Source organism: Bacillus marasmi (genome assembly GCF_902168435.1).
GTDB classification, from domain to species: domain Bacteria; phylum Bacillota; class Bacilli; order Bacillales; family Cytobacillaceae; genus Bacillus_BU; species Bacillus_BU marasmi.
In genome coordinates, this window is sequence record NZ_LR656166.1 from 240,191 (window position 1) to 255,922 (window position 15,732).

The following is a 15,732-nucleotide window of genomic DNA, read 5'->3' on the forward strand; positions in this document are numbered from 1 at the left end:
ACAAAATATTCTTGTGAATATAAACCCCACATCTATCATAAAACACGGATGGATGTGGGGTTTTTTATGCCGGTACTATTTGCAAAACTATTCAGCATGGCAAATCCAGCCACCAAAAAGAGCGGTAGAATAAAATCTTGTGATATTCGTAAACCCCGCGTCTGTTAATAACTGTTGAATTTGACTTTCTGGAATGAAAGAAATATTCATAATGATTTTTCCGCGCTCATCCGCCTTTGATTTTTCAAATCCTGCATCCTGCAAAAATGCTTTCCACACATTAATTCTGTTTTGAAGTTCGGTACTGTCGCGGTCTCCATATGCGCAAACGAGTACAAAGGGAGCCCCAGGTTTTAAGTGTTTTTTTGTCGTTTTAAGGAGCATCAGTTTGTCTTCGATATTTTGAATGAAATGAAGTACTAGAATGCAACTTGCTGCATCGAACTTCGTGTCTGAAAGTGGCAGATCCTCAATCGTTCCTTCAATTAGATTGACTCGTTCCTCGATACCAAGTTGGACTGCTTTATTTTTAGCAAAAAAAAGCATTTCTTCAGAAGGGTCGACCCCAGTAAATGACCATTCAGGGTTAGAAGTACCCCAAGCGGAAAGTTCATTTCCACCACCAGCTCCAACTAAAAGCAGTGCAGCCTCTTTTTCGTTAATGTGAGCTCGAAAATATGATTGAATCATTTCAAATAACGCATCATATGTTGGAACCGAGATTCTCGTGTTCCTCTCGTAGGCAAGCGCCTTTTCTGGATTATAAGTGTTTTCTTCATTCATGTATATTACCTCCAAAGTTTGCTGGTTATGGTTATGATTCCCGTCTATTCGTATTATTTCATATTGTTAAAGAGAATTGAAATGATGGACCTTTATCTCCAAACACTTTTTCATATAGCTACATTAGAATACATTTCATTTTTAAAAATTCAGAAAATTATGTATAATAAATGAATGAACGTTCAATCACCATTGCATTAGCAGTGAATATAGGGAGGTATAGCTTATCAATAACGCCAAAATCATGTTCTTTGAAAGGTATTTTCCAAGTGCAAACATGGTCCTCATAAAGGACAAGCTACCAATCCTAATCGATACTGGTTTTGGGAGTGAAGCAAAAGCGACCGAACAATTAATAAAAGAGGCGGGCGTTTCCCCAAAAGAATTACATCTTATTGTGAACACCCATTACCATAGTGACCATGTTGGTGGCAATTTTTATTTTCAAAAAAATTATGGAGTAAAGATTGCAGCACATAAATGGGAAGCCGTTTTAATTAATCATTGTAACCCTGAAGCTTGTAGCGCAGAATGGTTGGACCAACCTGTTGAACCATATCGTGTCGACACTAAGCTCTCGGATAACGATGAAATTAATACAGGGAGTAAATCCTTGAAGGTGCTGCACACACCTGGACATACATTAGGGCATATATCTTTATTTGAACCAGAAGACGGAATTTTAATATGTGGGGACCTCTTTCACAATAACGATATCGGCTGGATTAATATTTTTCGTGAGGGGGTTACCTCAATTCAAAGGTCTTTAGAAAGCCTAGAAAAGTTATCAAAGCTTCGGATTGAGATGGCATACTCTGGTCATGGACCTCAAATCGAAAATCCGCACGCTGCCATTGATAAAGCGAGGGCAAGGTTTGAAAAATATCTAAAGTCTCCTGAAAAAATCTCATGGCATGCTGTCAAAAGGATCTTTTCCTTTACTCTAATCATAAAAAACGGATTGGAAAAAGAAGAAATTGACAGTTACCTATTAAACAGTGGATGGTTCCAAGATTTTGCACGCAACGCTTTCCAACACCAACCAGAAGAATTCGTTCAAATCTTACTGAATGAGATGCTTCGTTCTGGGGCAGCTAGTTGGAAAAATAATTATTTAATTGCCGCAGCTCCTTATCAGGCACCGGAAAAGCAATGGATGGATAAGAACATCAAGCCGAAAGATTGGCAGACAAAAGCTTTTCTAGCGTAATAAAAATTTACAGGAGGAGATTATTTTGTCTTTAACAGTTGGCGAAATCATTACGTTTGAGCGAACTTTTACACAAAGAGATGTAGAGATATTTACCGAGATTTCCGGTGATGAAGGGATTCATCATTTAACTCCAGATGAACAGGGAAGACTTGTGATTCAAGGCTTATTAACGGCTACGCTCCCAACGAAGGTAGGTGGAGATCACAACGTCCTCGCTCGACATATGGATTTTGAGTTTTTAAGACCCGTATTTACAGGGGATACAATCGCCTGTGAAGTGAAAATTGACAGATTTGAAGCTATCGAAAAAAATAGAACCGCCATTACCGCAACCTTTTCCTGTAAAAATCAACATGAAAAGGAAGTTTTAAAAGGTGGTTTTTCAGGAGTAATCCTTTAGCCACCGTGAATGCTTGGAAAAAGAAAGGTTGAACTAGACTAGAAAATTCGAACTAATAAAAGATCAATCTCTTTATCTTAAACATCCATCCTCCATTGTGATAGTGCTAACCAATTTTCACGGCGTTCGTAATCAGGCATGATTTTTCCAACAAGTCGCCAAAAGGAGCGATCGTGATTTAGATGGACCATGTGGCACATTTCATGGACAACGACATAATCAATCACCTCAAGCGGTGCCATAGCCAGCTTCCAATTAAAGGTGAGCTGGCGTAAACCATCGCAAGTACCCCAAGTCGTTTTGCTATCAGAGATACGGAAGGAGCGAGGTTTCACTTTAAAGTGTGATTGAAAATGTTGAATCCGCTTCTCCACAAGTCGTTTACATTGCTGGTAATAGAACCGTTTTAACGCTTTTTGAATCCTTTCCTGTTCAAATTGCTTTACATAGACGTAAAGGGTTTCATCTTCAAAGACAACCTTGTCCTTTTTCAGATCCTGTTCCTCGGAGATCAAAATAGGGAAATCCCTCCCCAAATACAGAAACCGTTCACCTTGTTCATAGGAGATTTCGTTTTGCCCAGCTAGGCGCTTTTTCATTTCTTTTATCCTTTGTTGAATCTGTTCCCATTTTTCCTCTATAATCTGCATTACTTTTTCTTCAGGTGTGCCTTTCGGTGCATGAACCTCTATTTGTCCAAAAAAATCGATATAAATACCGACTGTTTTCCGATTTTTATAAAGCAATTCAAAGCTAAGCGTTTCTCCTAAATAAGAATGGAACATTTGTTATCACCTATATTTCGCTGGCATACTGCCATGTTTTTCTAGTTCATTATACATTATTTTCAAATATCGATGATAAAGCTTTATTAACAACTCTCTTTTATAAAATTAAGCTTACACCCAACCCATAAGTTTTTTTGAGTGGAATTTTTGTACATGGTCAATATGGACATTACATAAAATGAAGCAAGGGGGGAGATAAGTTGCTGCGTAGACAATACATAGATGGGCTTGACGGCCTTCGAACATTAGCCGTTGCGGTGGTAATTATTTATCACCTTCACTACACTTGGGCACCTGGTGGTTTGCTTGGTGTCGGGATATTTTTTGTCCTTTCTGGTTATTTGATTACGGGGATATTACTACGTCAATGGAATGAGCACCAACGGTTGGATTTTAAAAATTTTTGGATTAGAAGGGCTAAACGCTTGTTGCCCGCACTATTTATGGTGCTAATTGTTGTTAGTGGATGGTCTTATTTCTTTAATCAAAGTCAACTTCCTGTAATTCGGCCGGATAGTTTGGCTTCAGTCCTTTATGTAAGCAATTGGTGGTATATTTTTCACGAGGTTTCCTACTTTCAAAGCTTCAGTCAACCATCACCTTTTGAGCATCTGTGGTCATTAGCTGTAGAAGAACAGTTTTATTTACTATTTCCTTTGCTATTATGGCTTGGAGTGCGGTGGGTATCGAATAATAAGTGGCTACTTGCTGTGGCTTTAGGTTTGGCTGGAGTCTCGGCAGGGCTGATGGCGTGGCTTTATCAACCTGGCGTTGATCCAAGCCGTGTATATTTCGGAACAGATACAAGAGCTTTTGCGCTATTGATAGGTTGTGCTTTAGCTATTTATCACCAAATTCATCCCCCAAAAGAGTGGGTTACAAAGAAGAAGAAAATCATTATGGAAACACTTGGCATAGTTTCCTTGCTTAGTTTATTAGGGTTCATTTTTGGAATGAATGAATATAACTCATTTTTGTTTCGAGGCGGACTAGTTTTAATTTCAATATTAACGGCCATTCTGATCGGCGTTATTGCACAACCAACAAGCAAACTCGGGAAATGGTTTGCTTGGAAACCGCTTAAGTGGTTAGGGGAGCGGTCGTATGGAATTTACCTTTGGCATTTCCCAGTGATTATTTTAAGCAGTCCTGTGAATAATGTTGGTGGGATTCGGTGGGAGCGAATCGTATTACAAGTTTTGATTACGATTGGTCTAGCAGCCTTGTCTTATCGATTTATCGAAAATCCGATTCGTTATGGAAAATTCACCCGTCCTGTGATGTTGAAAAGCTCAATGGCTTTTTTGTGCGGGGTGATGTTTTTGACATTGCCGTTACCGAAGAATGGTAGTGAATTTAAAGCTGCTCCAACCTCTGCCTCAGGAAGTAACAAATCGCCAGAAACAAAAGGAGCAGCTACCACGGATAACAACAACGATAACAATGGTAAAACACCCGAAACCACTGATACATCGACTGCTGAAACTGGCCAACCGCCTGGAGAACCAGCACCGACCGCAACAGCAAATACACAACCTGTATCGGACCAACAAGCAGAAGAAATTAAAGTTACTGCCATCGGTGACTCTGTCATGATAAATGTAGAACCATATCTTAAACAGTTGATTCCTGGGATTGTAGTGGACGGGAAAGTCGGCAGACAATTGATACATGCTGCACAGGAAATAGCAATTTTACAGTCTAATGGGAATTTGGGGAATGTGATTATTATTCATCTTGGGACCAATGGACCGTTTACGATGGAGCAATTGCAAACGCTTTATGGGTCGCTTGGAAATCCAAAACAAACCATTTTTGTGAATACAAGAGTCCCAAGACCTTGGGAAGCTGAGGTCAATAACACGCTCGCAAAATTTGTACTTACTACACCGAAAACAACCTTAGTAGATTGGTACACAAATAGCGCAAACCAGCCTAGTTACTTTGCTCCGGATGGCGTCCACTTAACAGGAGAAGGTGCGTCGGTATTAGCTAATTTAATGAACAATGCGATTGAAAAATAAAGCAGTGTTCCTTGGTGACAATTTTGATGGAAAATAAATACGTAGTGTCATCAACCAAGCCTATTGGTAACAATTCTTCTGATTTTGCAGAAAGGACTGTTACCAATAAGTGCTATTGGTAACAATGGAATGAATTTTTCAAAGTACTTTGTAACCAATGCGGTTATCCAGCAAGAAGAGGCTTCTTACTTATATAGTAAGGGCCTTTTTTTATTGATTGTAAAACAGAAAAATTTTTCCATATGATTGAAACGAAATGCATTCGATGCTAGTCTAACTGTTGTCTGATAGAAAGGAGTAACCATATGTTCCATTTTAATACGGTAAAGAAAGCTCAAAAAGGTGACGATTCGGCATTTACGAAGCTAATTGATAAAGAAAAAGATAAGCTATATCGAATCGCGTTTCTGTATGTGAAAAATGAAAGTGATTCTTTAGATATCGTTCAGGAAACAATTTACAAGGCATACATATCGATTGGAAGTCTTAAGAACAGCTCATATTTCTCTACTTGGCTAACTCGGATTTTAATAAACACTGCTTTAGATTTTATCAAGAAAAATAGCAAAGTGATTCCTATTGATCAAGATTCAATTGAAAGAATACAGTCCGCAGATAGAATAATGCTTGAGGATAAGATGGACCTGTTAAAAGCCTTAGAAAGATTACCTGAAAAGTACAAGACGGTGATTATTCTAAGATTTTATCAAGATTTAACGATTAAGCAGATTGCTAAACTCATAGAATGCCCAGAGGGAACGGTGAAAACGAATTTACATCGAGCTATTAATGAACTGAAGGGTATGTTAAAGGAGGCGTGCATAAATGAATAATAAAAATCAAGATGTAAAAGAGGCAATTGAAAAAATAGAGGTTCCTATTGAAAAGCTTGATAATGCAATACAACTTGCAATTAAGAGAGCAAAAACGAAGAAAAAGAAATATCCTCGAAAATGGTATCGTTTAACAGGTGCCGTTTCTTTAGCAGCTTTTGTATTTATTGGTTCTGCCTTCGTCTCTCCAACTATGGCAAAAGTACTGTCAAATGTTCCGTTATTGGATTCAGTTTTTGAGTTTGTAGGAGATAGAGGACTTGAAACAGCAAGTCAAAAAGGTTTGTCAAATAAAATTAATCAAACTGTTACCGACAAAGACATTACTTTAACTATAAAGGATATCTTTTATGATGGAACACGCCTGTCGATAAGTTACATCCAAGAATTTCCTGATCAGTTGGATGATTTAGGCGAATTAGAACTAAAAGTTGATGGTAAAGAAATAAACTTTGCTGATAGTCGAACAGGAGAATTAGTATCAGATCATCAGTACGCAGGTATCGTGAATATCAAACCAACAGAGGAGCTACCGGATTCGTTTGAGTTAAGTATAAAATTGAAAGAAATCGGAGGAGTGAAGGGTGCTTGGAGTTATAATATTCCTGTTAAAAAATCCAAGGGTGATGTAAAAACAATTCACATAAATAACACCAGCGTGTATAAGGATACAACAATTACTGTGAAAACGGTAAAAGTTGGACCAGCGGGTATAAAGCTTTCTGTCGATTTATCTTCTGCGAAAGGGGATAAGGAACTAATAATGAAAAATCTCCTTAAATTTAATTTAATAGATGATCAAGGGGTTGGACTTACCCATTTGGATGAAACGGGATCAGGTGGGGAAGTAGGTGGTAAAATTGTTATGAATATGGATTATACTTTTGCTCCATTAGAGAGCGATACTGAATTTTTAACCATAAGCCCCTTCCTAATGCCGGATTCATTTGAAGTACTTCCTAGAGTTGAACAACCACTTCAAGTTGATGCACTACCGCTTACTCTAGACCAAGGCAAGATGGGGAAAATTAAGATATATGATGTGAAGTACCAAGAAGAAAAAACACTTTTATATTTTGAAGTGCTTAGTGACTTTCCATATGATGGACATTTTCAATATAATTACTTATTTCTTGAAGATGGAGAAGGAAATGATTTAACAAGTGATGCAAAAGCATATCCAGAGCGAATTAAGCCAAATACTTATGTTCAAGAGTTTAAGAAAATCAATAAGAATGAACCTATAAAAGTCGTAACTTTTGAAATGCCAGCACTTAAAATCTTGAAGGAACTGGAAATAAAGATGCCAATAAAATAAATCTCTAATAACCGAGGGATATAAACAAAAGGACACCTGATGAGTGGGATTACTGCCCAGCCATCAGTGTCCTTCATTTTTTTTCAGCAACAATGGTTTTATTTTTCGTGATTCCTGATCAATTTTACACAAAAAAGTATAAATATTAATTAAAGTGTAACATCTATTGATATGTATAATACTATAGTGTATTATATACAGTATAAGAAGATGAGGTGATATCAGCATGGGTTCTTTGTTAGATTCCTATACGACAGAACTTAGAAGAGGAACATTAGCACTAGCGGTTTTGAGTCAGTTGCGAACTCCTCAATATGGATATTCGTTAGTCCAGCTCCTTGAAAAAGCGGGTGTTACGATTGATCAAAGTACTTTATATCCCTTGTTGCGCCGCTTGGAAAAGCAAGAACTCGTGACGAGTAGCTGGGACACAACAGAAAGCAGACCAAGAAAGTATTATGTATTAAGTGGTTATGGGTTGGAAGTGTATGAACAATTAAAAAGTGAATGGAAAAAGATGACACTCGAATTAAAGTCCTTACTGGAAGGGGATGACAACATTGAATCTAATTGACACTTATATATATGAAGTCACGAGGAGGCTTCCGGAAAAAAATCGAGAAGATATCGCACTTGAGTTAAAATCTACTATTGAGGATATGCTGCCTGAAAATTTTAGCGAAGAAGATGTGATGGAGCAGTTAGAAAAGTTAGGAAATCCAGCAGTACTAGCCGCGAGCTATCGAGATACCCCTAATTATTTAATCGGTCCAAAAGTATATGATGCTTATATTCATACGATTAAACTCATCATTCCGTGGGCAATTTTGTTTACCATTTTAGCTCATGTTGTTGAAAGCATTGTTCTATTTAATGGTGAGCAGTCAATCCTTAATGTGATTATCGAAAGCTTTGCCAACATTATTCCTAGTGTAATCATGACTTTAATTCAGCTTTTCTTTTGGGTTACCATGGTCTTTATCGTTATTGAACGAGTGGGATTATCAAAAACAGACTTACCGCTGACTAAAAATGGGGTGTCGTGGTCACCTAAAGATCTAAAGGATATCGTCATGATTCCTAAGAAGAAAATAATATCTAAATCTGAGATTATATTTGGCTTAATTTGGGTTGTCATATGGGCACTGGTTTATTTTAATGCGGATCGTCTTGTGGGAATATATCATTCTATTAACGGTGATGGGTTGGAGTTTGTCATGCCAATATTTAATCAGAAGGTTCTCCTTTCTTATTGGCCAATAATCGTAGCATTTATCGTTTTGGAAGTAGCTTTAATTTTGTATAAATTAAAAATTGGAAAATGGACTATGTCAGTGGCTTGGATCAATACAATTATTCATACTGCGAGCATCATCGTACTATTTGTCATTGCTAGTAATCCAAATTTATATAATCCAGATGTTATTTCTTATTTTGCGGATATCATTGAAACAAATGAGGGTTCGGTGAAGAATACCATTACATGGATTTGGTGGAGCATGATTATAACGTTTGTCATTACAATCGCTATTGAAATTTATGACTCGTTTCGGAAAGCGCGAATGTAGTTTGTTAATTTTTAGATATGGATATAGAAAAGCTGGAATCTTCGTGTTGGATTCCAGCTTTTTGTCGTAGTCAAAGTAGTTTATTTTTTTCTAAGGGGTTCTCAAGCTTAATTTGCTCAAGTTCAAGTTGCATTTTTTTAGTTTCAAGAAGATAGTTTTCATGCTTGATCTTTTCAAGTTCCAACTGGGATTCTAGCATTTTGAGTTTATATTTGGTCTGTTTTTGAGAATGTGATGTTAAAATTGCAATAATCGGAATGGAAAACACCATTATCACCGCAATGACTCCTGCCATAAAATCCTCACCTCTTTACGTTTTCTATAGTATAATCGTCAACATTTTACTTTGTTTGTTTGCATTTCCTATATATTAATCATAACAAATTTACACGTTAAGGTGGACAGGATTTATGGAAAATGTAAGGCTGCTCCAAAATCGAATTGTAACACGTGAATTTGTTGTGAAACATTATTGTGAAACAAGAAAATTCGGGTGGTGCCAGGCACCTTTTTTAATTACCTTGTATTACATGATAGCTTGGTTTATATTATTAGTATATCTTGTATTGCAAGGTATTTCTTTTGTAGATATGTCTTGCAATACAAGGTATTGAGAGGAGTAGAATTTATGGCAGATACGACTCAGATGCTAAAAGGGATTTTAGACGGTTGCCTTTTAGCCATTATTAAAGATGGTGAAATTTATGGCTACGAATTAGCTGCTAAATTAGAATCCTATGGATTTCAATCCTTCAGTGAAGGCACAATCTACCCACTATTGCTTCGGATGCAAAAGGAAGGTTTAGTCAGTACAACTCTAAGAAAATCAACAGCAGGTCCAAAGAGAAAATACTACTCACTAACCGAAAAAGGGGAAATGGAGCTAAATGAATTTATCGAGCGCTGGCAACACGTAAGCGGAGCTGTAAATAACGTCTTAACCAAGAAGGAGTTGTAAGAAATATGCTTTCAAAGGAATCAGAACAATTTTTAGTTGAACTACGTCTTTACTTAATATCAAAAGGAAAAAATGATCAAGAGATTAATGAGATAACGGAGGAACTCGAGGTACATCTAATTGAAGCTGAAGCAGCAGGAAAAGATATTACCCATATCATTGGTGAAAGTCCTAAGCAATATATGAAAAGTATTGGTCGTTCTATGGAAACCGATTCACGACAAATATTTGTTTTAGTCCCGATGATGATTCTTCTATTAGCTTCATATTTTAGCATAGGACCAGCGATTGAAGGGAAGTTTTCTTTGTCAAAAGAAATTCTAATGATCGCAATATTAGCAGGACTTATAGGAATAGTCATATACAGCTTTTTATTATTTAAAGTGGTACCAAAAGTATTTCAATCAAAATGGATGTATTTCCTTGTCTTCGGGGCGATGCTTCTCGTTACAGGATTCAGTGTAGCCATTTTATTTTGGTTCAATAAGCAAGGTTTTGAGCCGACATTTGTCGCAACAAGCCTTCAAAATAATTTGATTGTCTTAGGCTGTATCATCATATTTATTGTATCAGCCATCTACACAAAAACGTGGATTACGATTATTATTCCGATATTGACATCATTTGGTCCGCTAGCAAATCGATTTTTGCCTGAAGAAATAAACAACAATCCAACCTATATTATATTTACCATTCTAATATTATTGGTACTAGGAGCAGGTGGCAGCCTGATGTACTATAAAAAACGAAAAACAGGTGGACTAAAAGATAATCTATAACCACAAAAAGAAAACTGGTATGGCGCCAAAGGTCATACCAGTTTTTCTTTTGTGGTAGCTCACTGCATAACAATTTGCGCATTGCGTTGTGAAACACCACCGTGAAACAAGAAAATTCGGGGCGTGACAGGCACCTAGTTGTATATTGCAAAGGTGTTTTTTCCTTTTATTTTAGCTTGGTACATGGCGATATCGGCATTTTTAATGAGTGTATCAACATCATTACCGCCTTCACCATAAAAGGCAATGCCGATACTAGTTGAAACGCATATTGTCTGGTTATGGATTGTAAATGGTTTGTTTATATCCTCGATGATTCGCTTTGCAATGGCGATTGCCTTATTTTCATCGACATTCGGTAAAAATGCTATAAATTCATCTCCTCCTAGTCTTGAAAAGGTATCATTTGATCTAAAACACGATGATATGCGATTTCCGACCTCTATTAACATTGAGTCTCCAATTTCATGACCATAAGAATCATTCACTGCCTTGAATCCATCTAAATCAAAAAACATAATGGCGGCATTATTTAACATCGAAACTGAGTTTTTGAAATTTTCCTTAAAATACCTTCGATTAGTTAGATTTGTAAGTGAATCCCTATACGCTAAGTCTTTCAGGAGTTTCTCGTTCAGTTTTCTTCCGGAATTATCCAAGACGGAACCTAAAATTTGTGGCTTCCCATTGCAATTGATAACGGTACCATAAATTTCGACATCAATGATACTATGATCTTTTTTTACACCCCTAATCTCTAAAGGTGTAGATTGTAGTTCTCCGCTAAGTTTGCGTCTCAATGAATCCTGTGCTGTTGGTAAATCCTCAGGATGCACGAAATCAAAGATAGACTTACCGATAAGTTCATCGCTCGCATATCCTGACATTTCTAAAAACCTTTGATTGGTATAGGTTATTTTCCCATCGTCAATAGTATAGATGCCAATCAATGAATCCTCAGCTAATATCCTATATTTTTTCTCTGCGTTTTGTATCGTTTTCTTTTGTTTTGTAACAATGTAGGTGAAGGGGGTCATTATTATAATAAATACAATAATATCAACCAGCTCTTCATTAATATCTCCGCTCCAAAACCAGTGGATTAATTTTTGAAATACGATCATCTCAACAAGTTTGAGAGTTAGAACTCCGATAATGTTAATAAAAATCATAGAGTTCCAGCGAGAGTATTTCTTTTTCCAAAAATCCATCAAATACCTCCTTAGCACCCGGAGTTATTTCGAGATAATAGTTACCTTAATAGTAATGAATATTATCGCAAATACAATAGTAAATTTATGACATTTTTTACGCAATTCTATCTATCTATTTAATTCACCAATGCAATCATATCGAGATGTTCTTCCAAACATATGGTAATAGCCGTATGGCTTAAGACCAAACAGCTATTAATGAAACATTCTTTTTGGAAAAATAAATATTACTAAACTAACCATCTAAACGGAAAAAATAAGAAAGCATCATCAATATTTTTGATGCTAAAGTACCAAATTATCCCTCCAATAGCGATAAACGGGATGTTATTCCAATATCTTTTTACCCAGCCAAATGAATGCGCAATTGCCAACGCAAAAAGCATAAATGGAAAAACCAACAAGTAAAGCCCAATCGACCAACTACCAAGAAAGCTAAGAATATACATAATTATTCCTGCCAACCAATACTTCTTCGGATCGTTCTTAAAAAAAGCAGCACATATAAATACAAGTATGATTCCTATTAGCAAGAAACCATAAACCATAAGAATGTACATAAAGCTGTTCTCCTTTATCTAATGTTCCAGTTATTTTTATACTACTCCTAATGGAGGTAATATATATAACTATTATAAACAATATTTTCTCATGCAGAAGGATTTAGTAACTTTAAGCAGCCACATGTGTTCTGTAATTATCTATATTGGAAAAATTTTTATGTATTGTAAAAAAATAATTTGCAAATTTTTATTCTAAATATTTAAAATTTTGATATAATTAATTCGAACTTGATAGATGCAAACTTATAATACGTTTTTCCTAATTACAGTTGTCTGGGGTATGTCGTTTTTGAAAAAGGGGTATATGGGGTTATTTTACATTGAACAAAGGGGAGACGGGAGAAATGTATGTTAGTAGTTGGATCAGAGCGTATATGTCAAGAAGTATGAAAAATGAAGAATTCCTAATTCGGGTTGCGAATGTCGTAGAGCAACAACTTAAAGAATGGGATGAAAATTATGAAGTTTATGTTTTGAAACTTAAAGACTATGAATTTAATGTTAAAAATGGTGATTGTTATTATGATGTAATGATTTCTGAGGAAGAACTCGATTCTCTACAAAAGCAGGCGCCATTTTCGCTGGACATTAAACTATGGAAAGATCTAGAACAAAAAGGGGTAGAGATTATTAAGGGTGATAGTAGTTATTTAGACTCAATCCTTTAATAACTTCATTTCATCACTTCTCTAGCTAGTTAATTATTTTGGTAATTATTCTATATAATATAAAGGGGCGAGCATGATGGAAGTGACAGATGTTAGATTACACCGGGTTAACACAGATGGACGTATGAGAGCAATCGCTTCAATTACGTTAGACAATGAATTCGTAGTTCATGATATCCGTGTAATTGATGGAAATGAAGGTTTATTTGTAGCGATGCCAAGCAAGCGAACAAAAGATGGCGAGTTCCGTGATGTATGCCATCCAATTAATTCAATGGTTCGAGGCAAAATTCAAGAGGCCGTTTTGGGAGAATACCATCGCCTTGGAGAATTAGAAAGTCAAGTTGAGGAAGCTGGAGCTGGCGTATTTTAATAGTTTTATATATGAAAATAGTTTTATATATGAAAAAATAGAGATATGGAATGGACGGGTGTAGCGAAGTGCTGCGCCTGTTTTGCTATGCGCAAAAGAAAATTGCAAAAGCTGTCTTTTAAAGAATATTCATTCGAGCGTTGTGAAACATCAATGTGAAACAAGAAATTCGGGCGGTGACAGGCACCCTATAGAGTTAGACATCAATTTCGGTATTTGTTCATACGATATATTTGGGGTGAGAAAATGCCGAGAGTAAATTACCGAAGCTCAGATATTGATTTGATGGCGAGGATGATGAGAGCAGAAGCAGAAGGTGAAGGAAAACAGGGGATGTTGTATGTTGGAAATGTCATTGTGAATCGTGTAAAAGCAAATTGTTCAGACTTTAAAAATGTAAGAACTGTTCCCCAAGTAATTTTTCAAGTGCAAGGAGGAAATTATTCTTTTGAAGCTGTGCAAAAGGGAAATGTATTTTACCAAAGAGCGAGAAGTGCTGAAAAAAGATTGGCAAAGCAGAATCTCGATTATTGGAGACAACATCCAGGGAAATTTGCCCTTTGGTATTTTAATCCATATGCACCATGTCCTCCAACATGGTATGGTCAAATTTTAACAGGTAAGTTTAAAAATCATTGTTATTATGAACCAAAAGCCGGAACATGTGATAGTGTTTATAGTGGAGGATAGCAAATCAAATTGGCACGAAAAGCCACGCCAATCCATAAATATTTACGTGAAACAACACGTGAAACAAGAAAATTCGGGCGGTGACAGGCACCTCCCGAGTTTTTTTATCTGCTTTAAATTATTTAAACAATTTTTCACTATTTTTCACATAGTCTGCTTCACGTTTTTCCAGAAAGGCTGAAATTCCTTCTTTACCCTCGGCGCTGCTCGCTCTTTCTGCAATCAGTAATGACTCCATACTCATTTGCGATTCAAGGGTTTCCTGAAGAGAGTGTAGGAATAGCCTTTTCGTTACTCCGTAGGCATTCTTTGGTCCGTTTGCTAGTTTAGTAGCTAAATCAATAACAAATGGCTTTAGTTTTTCGCTCGGTAATACATCATTAACGAGTCCCCATTCTTTTGCCTCGTTCGCAGCCAATACTCGATTCGTATACAATAATTCAAATGCACGTCGCATGCCGATAAGACGTGGCAAGAAATAACTTCCCGATCCGTCAGGTGTTAATCCAATATTATTGTAAGCGGTAACAAATTTTGCATTCTCTGAGGAATAAACAAGATCACATGCGCATGCCAGACTCATTCCTCCTCCGGCAGCCACACCATTAACTGCTGCAATAATTGGTTTATTCATTCTCGCAAAAAGAGATACTGCCTGATGGAAATAGCCTGTAACAATTTTAAGATGTGCACCAACTTCATCGCCATGACTCGCAAAACTCTTTAAATCCCCGCCAACTGAAAATTTGTTTCCAGCCCCTGTTAGTACTACTGCTCTGACTTTTTCATTTTCTGAACAAAAAACGGCAGCTTTCATTAATTGCTTTGCCATCTGATAATCTAGTGAATTACCGGCTTCAGGGCGGTTTAATGTAATGATTGCTACATGATTTTCGATTGTTAGTTGAACATAATTATTTTCCATGCTGTTGCCTCCTTAAAATGTCTAATCATTAATTACAATTCTAATAAAACAAATCTAGTCTATTAATATGTAATTTCTTTTATTTTATCAGAAAATTAAAAACTTTCAAACAAAAACATGGATTGATTTTTTGGAGGACACAGAATGCCTTATTTGATCAAAATTTCTAATATCCGCAATTAAGAGGACCCCACAGCCCTTATTTTGATAAAATAAACACTCGTTGCTGTTTAAACTGAAGAATAGAGGCTCCTGTGTCCGTAAAACATCGAAACCCAACAAAATTAGGGTAAATAGCGGAACGGTTGTCCGCTAAAAATCAGAGCCACCGTCGATCCAGCTAGAGTGTTTTGTTAGCGGACATAGAATACCTTATTTAATCAGAATGTCTAATTTCCGCAATTAAGAGAACACCACAGCCCTTATTTTGCAAAAATAAACACTCTTTGCTGTGTAAACAGGAGAATAGAGGCTTCTGTGTCCGCAAAACATCGAAACCCAACAAAATTAGGGTAAACAGTGGAACCATTGTCCGCTAAAAATCAGAGCCACCGTCGGTCCGGCTAGAGTGTATTGTTAGCGGACACAGAATGCCTTATTTGATCAAAATTTCTAATATCCGCAATTAAGAGGAC

Annotated in this window: 18 protein-coding genes; 12 read left to right on the forward strand and 6 right to left on the reverse strand. The window is 36.5% G+C overall.

Annotated features, from left to right (window positions below; all coding sequences use genetic code 11):
• Positions 1 to 87 precede the first annotated feature (87 nt).
• Positions 88 to 783: a class I SAM-dependent methyltransferase gene (locus tag FXW34_RS05415; protein ID WP_147532944.1), complete on the reverse strand. Its 696-nt coding sequence runs from the start codon at positions 781 to 783 to the stop codon at positions 88 to 90.
• 277 nt (positions 784 to 1,060) lie between these two features.
• Here FXW34_RS05415 and FXW34_RS05420 point away from each other — a divergent pair, with 277 nt between their 5' ends.
• On the forward strand, positions 1,061 to 1,993 hold the full coding sequence (locus FXW34_RS05420; RefSeq protein ID WP_246140876.1) for an MBL fold metallo-hydrolase: 933 nt from the start codon (positions 1,061 to 1,063) through the stop codon (positions 1,991 to 1,993).
• A gap of 25 nt (positions 1,994 to 2,018) precedes the next feature.
• On the forward strand, positions 2,019 to 2,396 hold the full coding sequence (locus FXW34_RS05425) for a hotdog family protein (RefSeq protein WP_147532946.1): 378 nt from the start codon (positions 2,019 to 2,021) through the stop codon (positions 2,394 to 2,396).
• A gap of 77 nt (positions 2,397 to 2,473) precedes the next feature.
• Here FXW34_RS05425 and FXW34_RS05430 read toward each other — a convergent pair whose 3' ends face one another.
• Positions 2,474 to 3,181: a M48 family metallopeptidase gene (locus FXW34_RS05430; protein ID WP_147532947.1), complete on the reverse strand. Its 708-nt coding sequence runs from the start codon at positions 3,179 to 3,181 to the stop codon at positions 2,474 to 2,476.
• Between the two features lie 203 nt (positions 3,182 to 3,384).
• On the opposite strand from FXW34_RS05430, the gene FXW34_RS05435 reads away from it, so the two are divergent.
• The 5 genes from FXW34_RS05435 to FXW34_RS05455 all read left to right on the forward strand — a co-directional run bounded on the left by FXW34_RS05435 (position 3,385) and on the right by FXW34_RS05455 (position 8,927).
• Positions 3,385 to 5,208: an acyltransferase family protein gene (locus FXW34_RS05435; RefSeq protein WP_147532948.1), complete on the forward strand. Its 1,824-nt coding sequence runs from the start codon at positions 3,385 to 3,387 to the stop codon at positions 5,206 to 5,208.
• Between the two features lie 305 nt (positions 5,209 to 5,513).
• Positions 5,514 to 6,041, forward strand: coding sequence for a sigma-70 family RNA polymerase sigma factor (locus FXW34_RS05440; protein ID WP_147532949.1), 528 nt, complete (start codon positions 5,514 to 5,516; stop codon positions 6,039 to 6,041).
• On the forward strand, positions 6,034 to 7,359 hold the full coding sequence (locus FXW34_RS05445; protein ID WP_147532950.1) for a DUF4179 domain-containing protein: 1,326 nt from the start codon (positions 6,034 to 6,036) through the stop codon (positions 7,357 to 7,359). Before FXW34_RS05440 ends, FXW34_RS05445 begins: the two co-directional genes overlap by 8 nt.
• Before the next feature lie 226 nt (positions 7,360 to 7,585).
• Positions 7,586 to 7,933 carry a PadR family transcriptional regulator gene (locus FXW34_RS05450; protein ID WP_147532951.1) on the forward strand — a complete coding sequence of 116 codons (348 nt, stop codon included), beginning with the start codon at positions 7,586 to 7,588 and terminating at the stop codon, positions 7,931 to 7,933.
• Positions 7,920 to 8,927, forward strand: coding sequence for an HAAS signaling domain-containing protein (locus FXW34_RS05455; RefSeq protein ID WP_147532952.1), 1,008 nt, complete (start codon positions 7,920 to 7,922; stop codon positions 8,925 to 8,927). Before FXW34_RS05450 ends, FXW34_RS05455 begins: the two co-directional genes overlap by 14 nt.
• Before the next feature lie 70 nt (positions 8,928 to 8,997).
• Here FXW34_RS05455 and FXW34_RS05460 read toward each other — a convergent pair whose 3' ends face one another.
• Complete coding sequence (locus FXW34_RS05460; protein WP_147532953.1) at positions 8,998 to 9,222, reverse strand: hypothetical protein; 225 nt, start codon at positions 9,220 to 9,222, stop codon at positions 8,998 to 9,000.
• Between the two features lie 333 nt (positions 9,223 to 9,555).
• On the opposite strand from FXW34_RS05460, the gene FXW34_RS05465 reads away from it, so the two are divergent.
• The gene (locus FXW34_RS05465) at positions 9,556 to 9,885 is read left to right on the forward strand and encodes a PadR family transcriptional regulator (protein ID WP_147532954.1); all 330 of its coding nucleotides are present in this window, start codon (positions 9,556 to 9,558) and stop codon (positions 9,883 to 9,885) included.
• 5 nt (positions 9,886 to 9,890) lie between these two features.
• Entirely contained in the window at positions 9,891 to 10,664 is a 774-nt protein-coding gene (locus tag FXW34_RS05470; protein ID WP_147532955.1) for a DUF1129 family protein, read from the forward strand.
• Between the two features lie 134 nt (positions 10,665 to 10,798).
• On the opposite strand, the gene FXW34_RS05475 is transcribed toward FXW34_RS05470, so the two are convergent.
• The gene (locus FXW34_RS05475) at positions 10,799 to 11,875 is read right to left on the reverse strand and encodes a sensor domain-containing diguanylate cyclase (protein ID WP_147532956.1); all 1,077 of its coding nucleotides are present in this window, start codon (positions 11,873 to 11,875) and stop codon (positions 10,799 to 10,801) included.
• 233 nt (positions 11,876 to 12,108) lie between these two features.
• On the reverse strand, positions 12,109 to 12,438 hold the full coding sequence (locus FXW34_RS05480; RefSeq protein ID WP_147532957.1) for a hypothetical protein: 330 nt from the start codon (positions 12,436 to 12,438) through the stop codon (positions 12,109 to 12,111).
• Positions 12,439 to 12,785: 347 nt separating this feature from the next.
• On the opposite strand from FXW34_RS05480, the gene FXW34_RS05485 reads away from it, so the two are divergent.
• From FXW34_RS05485 to FXW34_RS05495, 3 genes are all read left to right on the forward strand, one after another.
• Complete coding sequence (locus tag FXW34_RS05485) at positions 12,786 to 13,109, forward strand: hypothetical protein (protein WP_147532958.1); 324 nt, start codon at positions 12,786 to 12,788, stop codon at positions 13,107 to 13,109.
• 76 nt (positions 13,110 to 13,185) lie between these two features.
• A complete protein-coding gene (gene spoVG / locus FXW34_RS05490; protein WP_147532959.1) occupies positions 13,186 to 13,482 on the forward strand; it encodes a septation regulator SpoVG in 297 nt (98 codons plus the stop codon).
• A gap of 246 nt (positions 13,483 to 13,728) precedes the next feature.
• Positions 13,729 to 14,172, forward strand: coding sequence for a cell wall hydrolase (locus tag FXW34_RS05495; RefSeq protein ID WP_147532960.1), 444 nt, complete (start codon positions 13,729 to 13,731; stop codon positions 14,170 to 14,172).
• 118 nt (positions 14,173 to 14,290) lie between these two features.
• On the opposite strand, the gene FXW34_RS05500 is transcribed toward FXW34_RS05495, so the two are convergent.
• Positions 14,291 to 15,097, reverse strand: a complete 807-nt coding sequence (locus tag FXW34_RS05500; protein WP_147532961.1) for an enoyl-CoA hydratase/isomerase family protein — start codon at positions 15,095 to 15,097, stop codon at positions 14,291 to 14,293.
• Positions 15,098 to 15,732 lie beyond the last annotated feature (635 nt).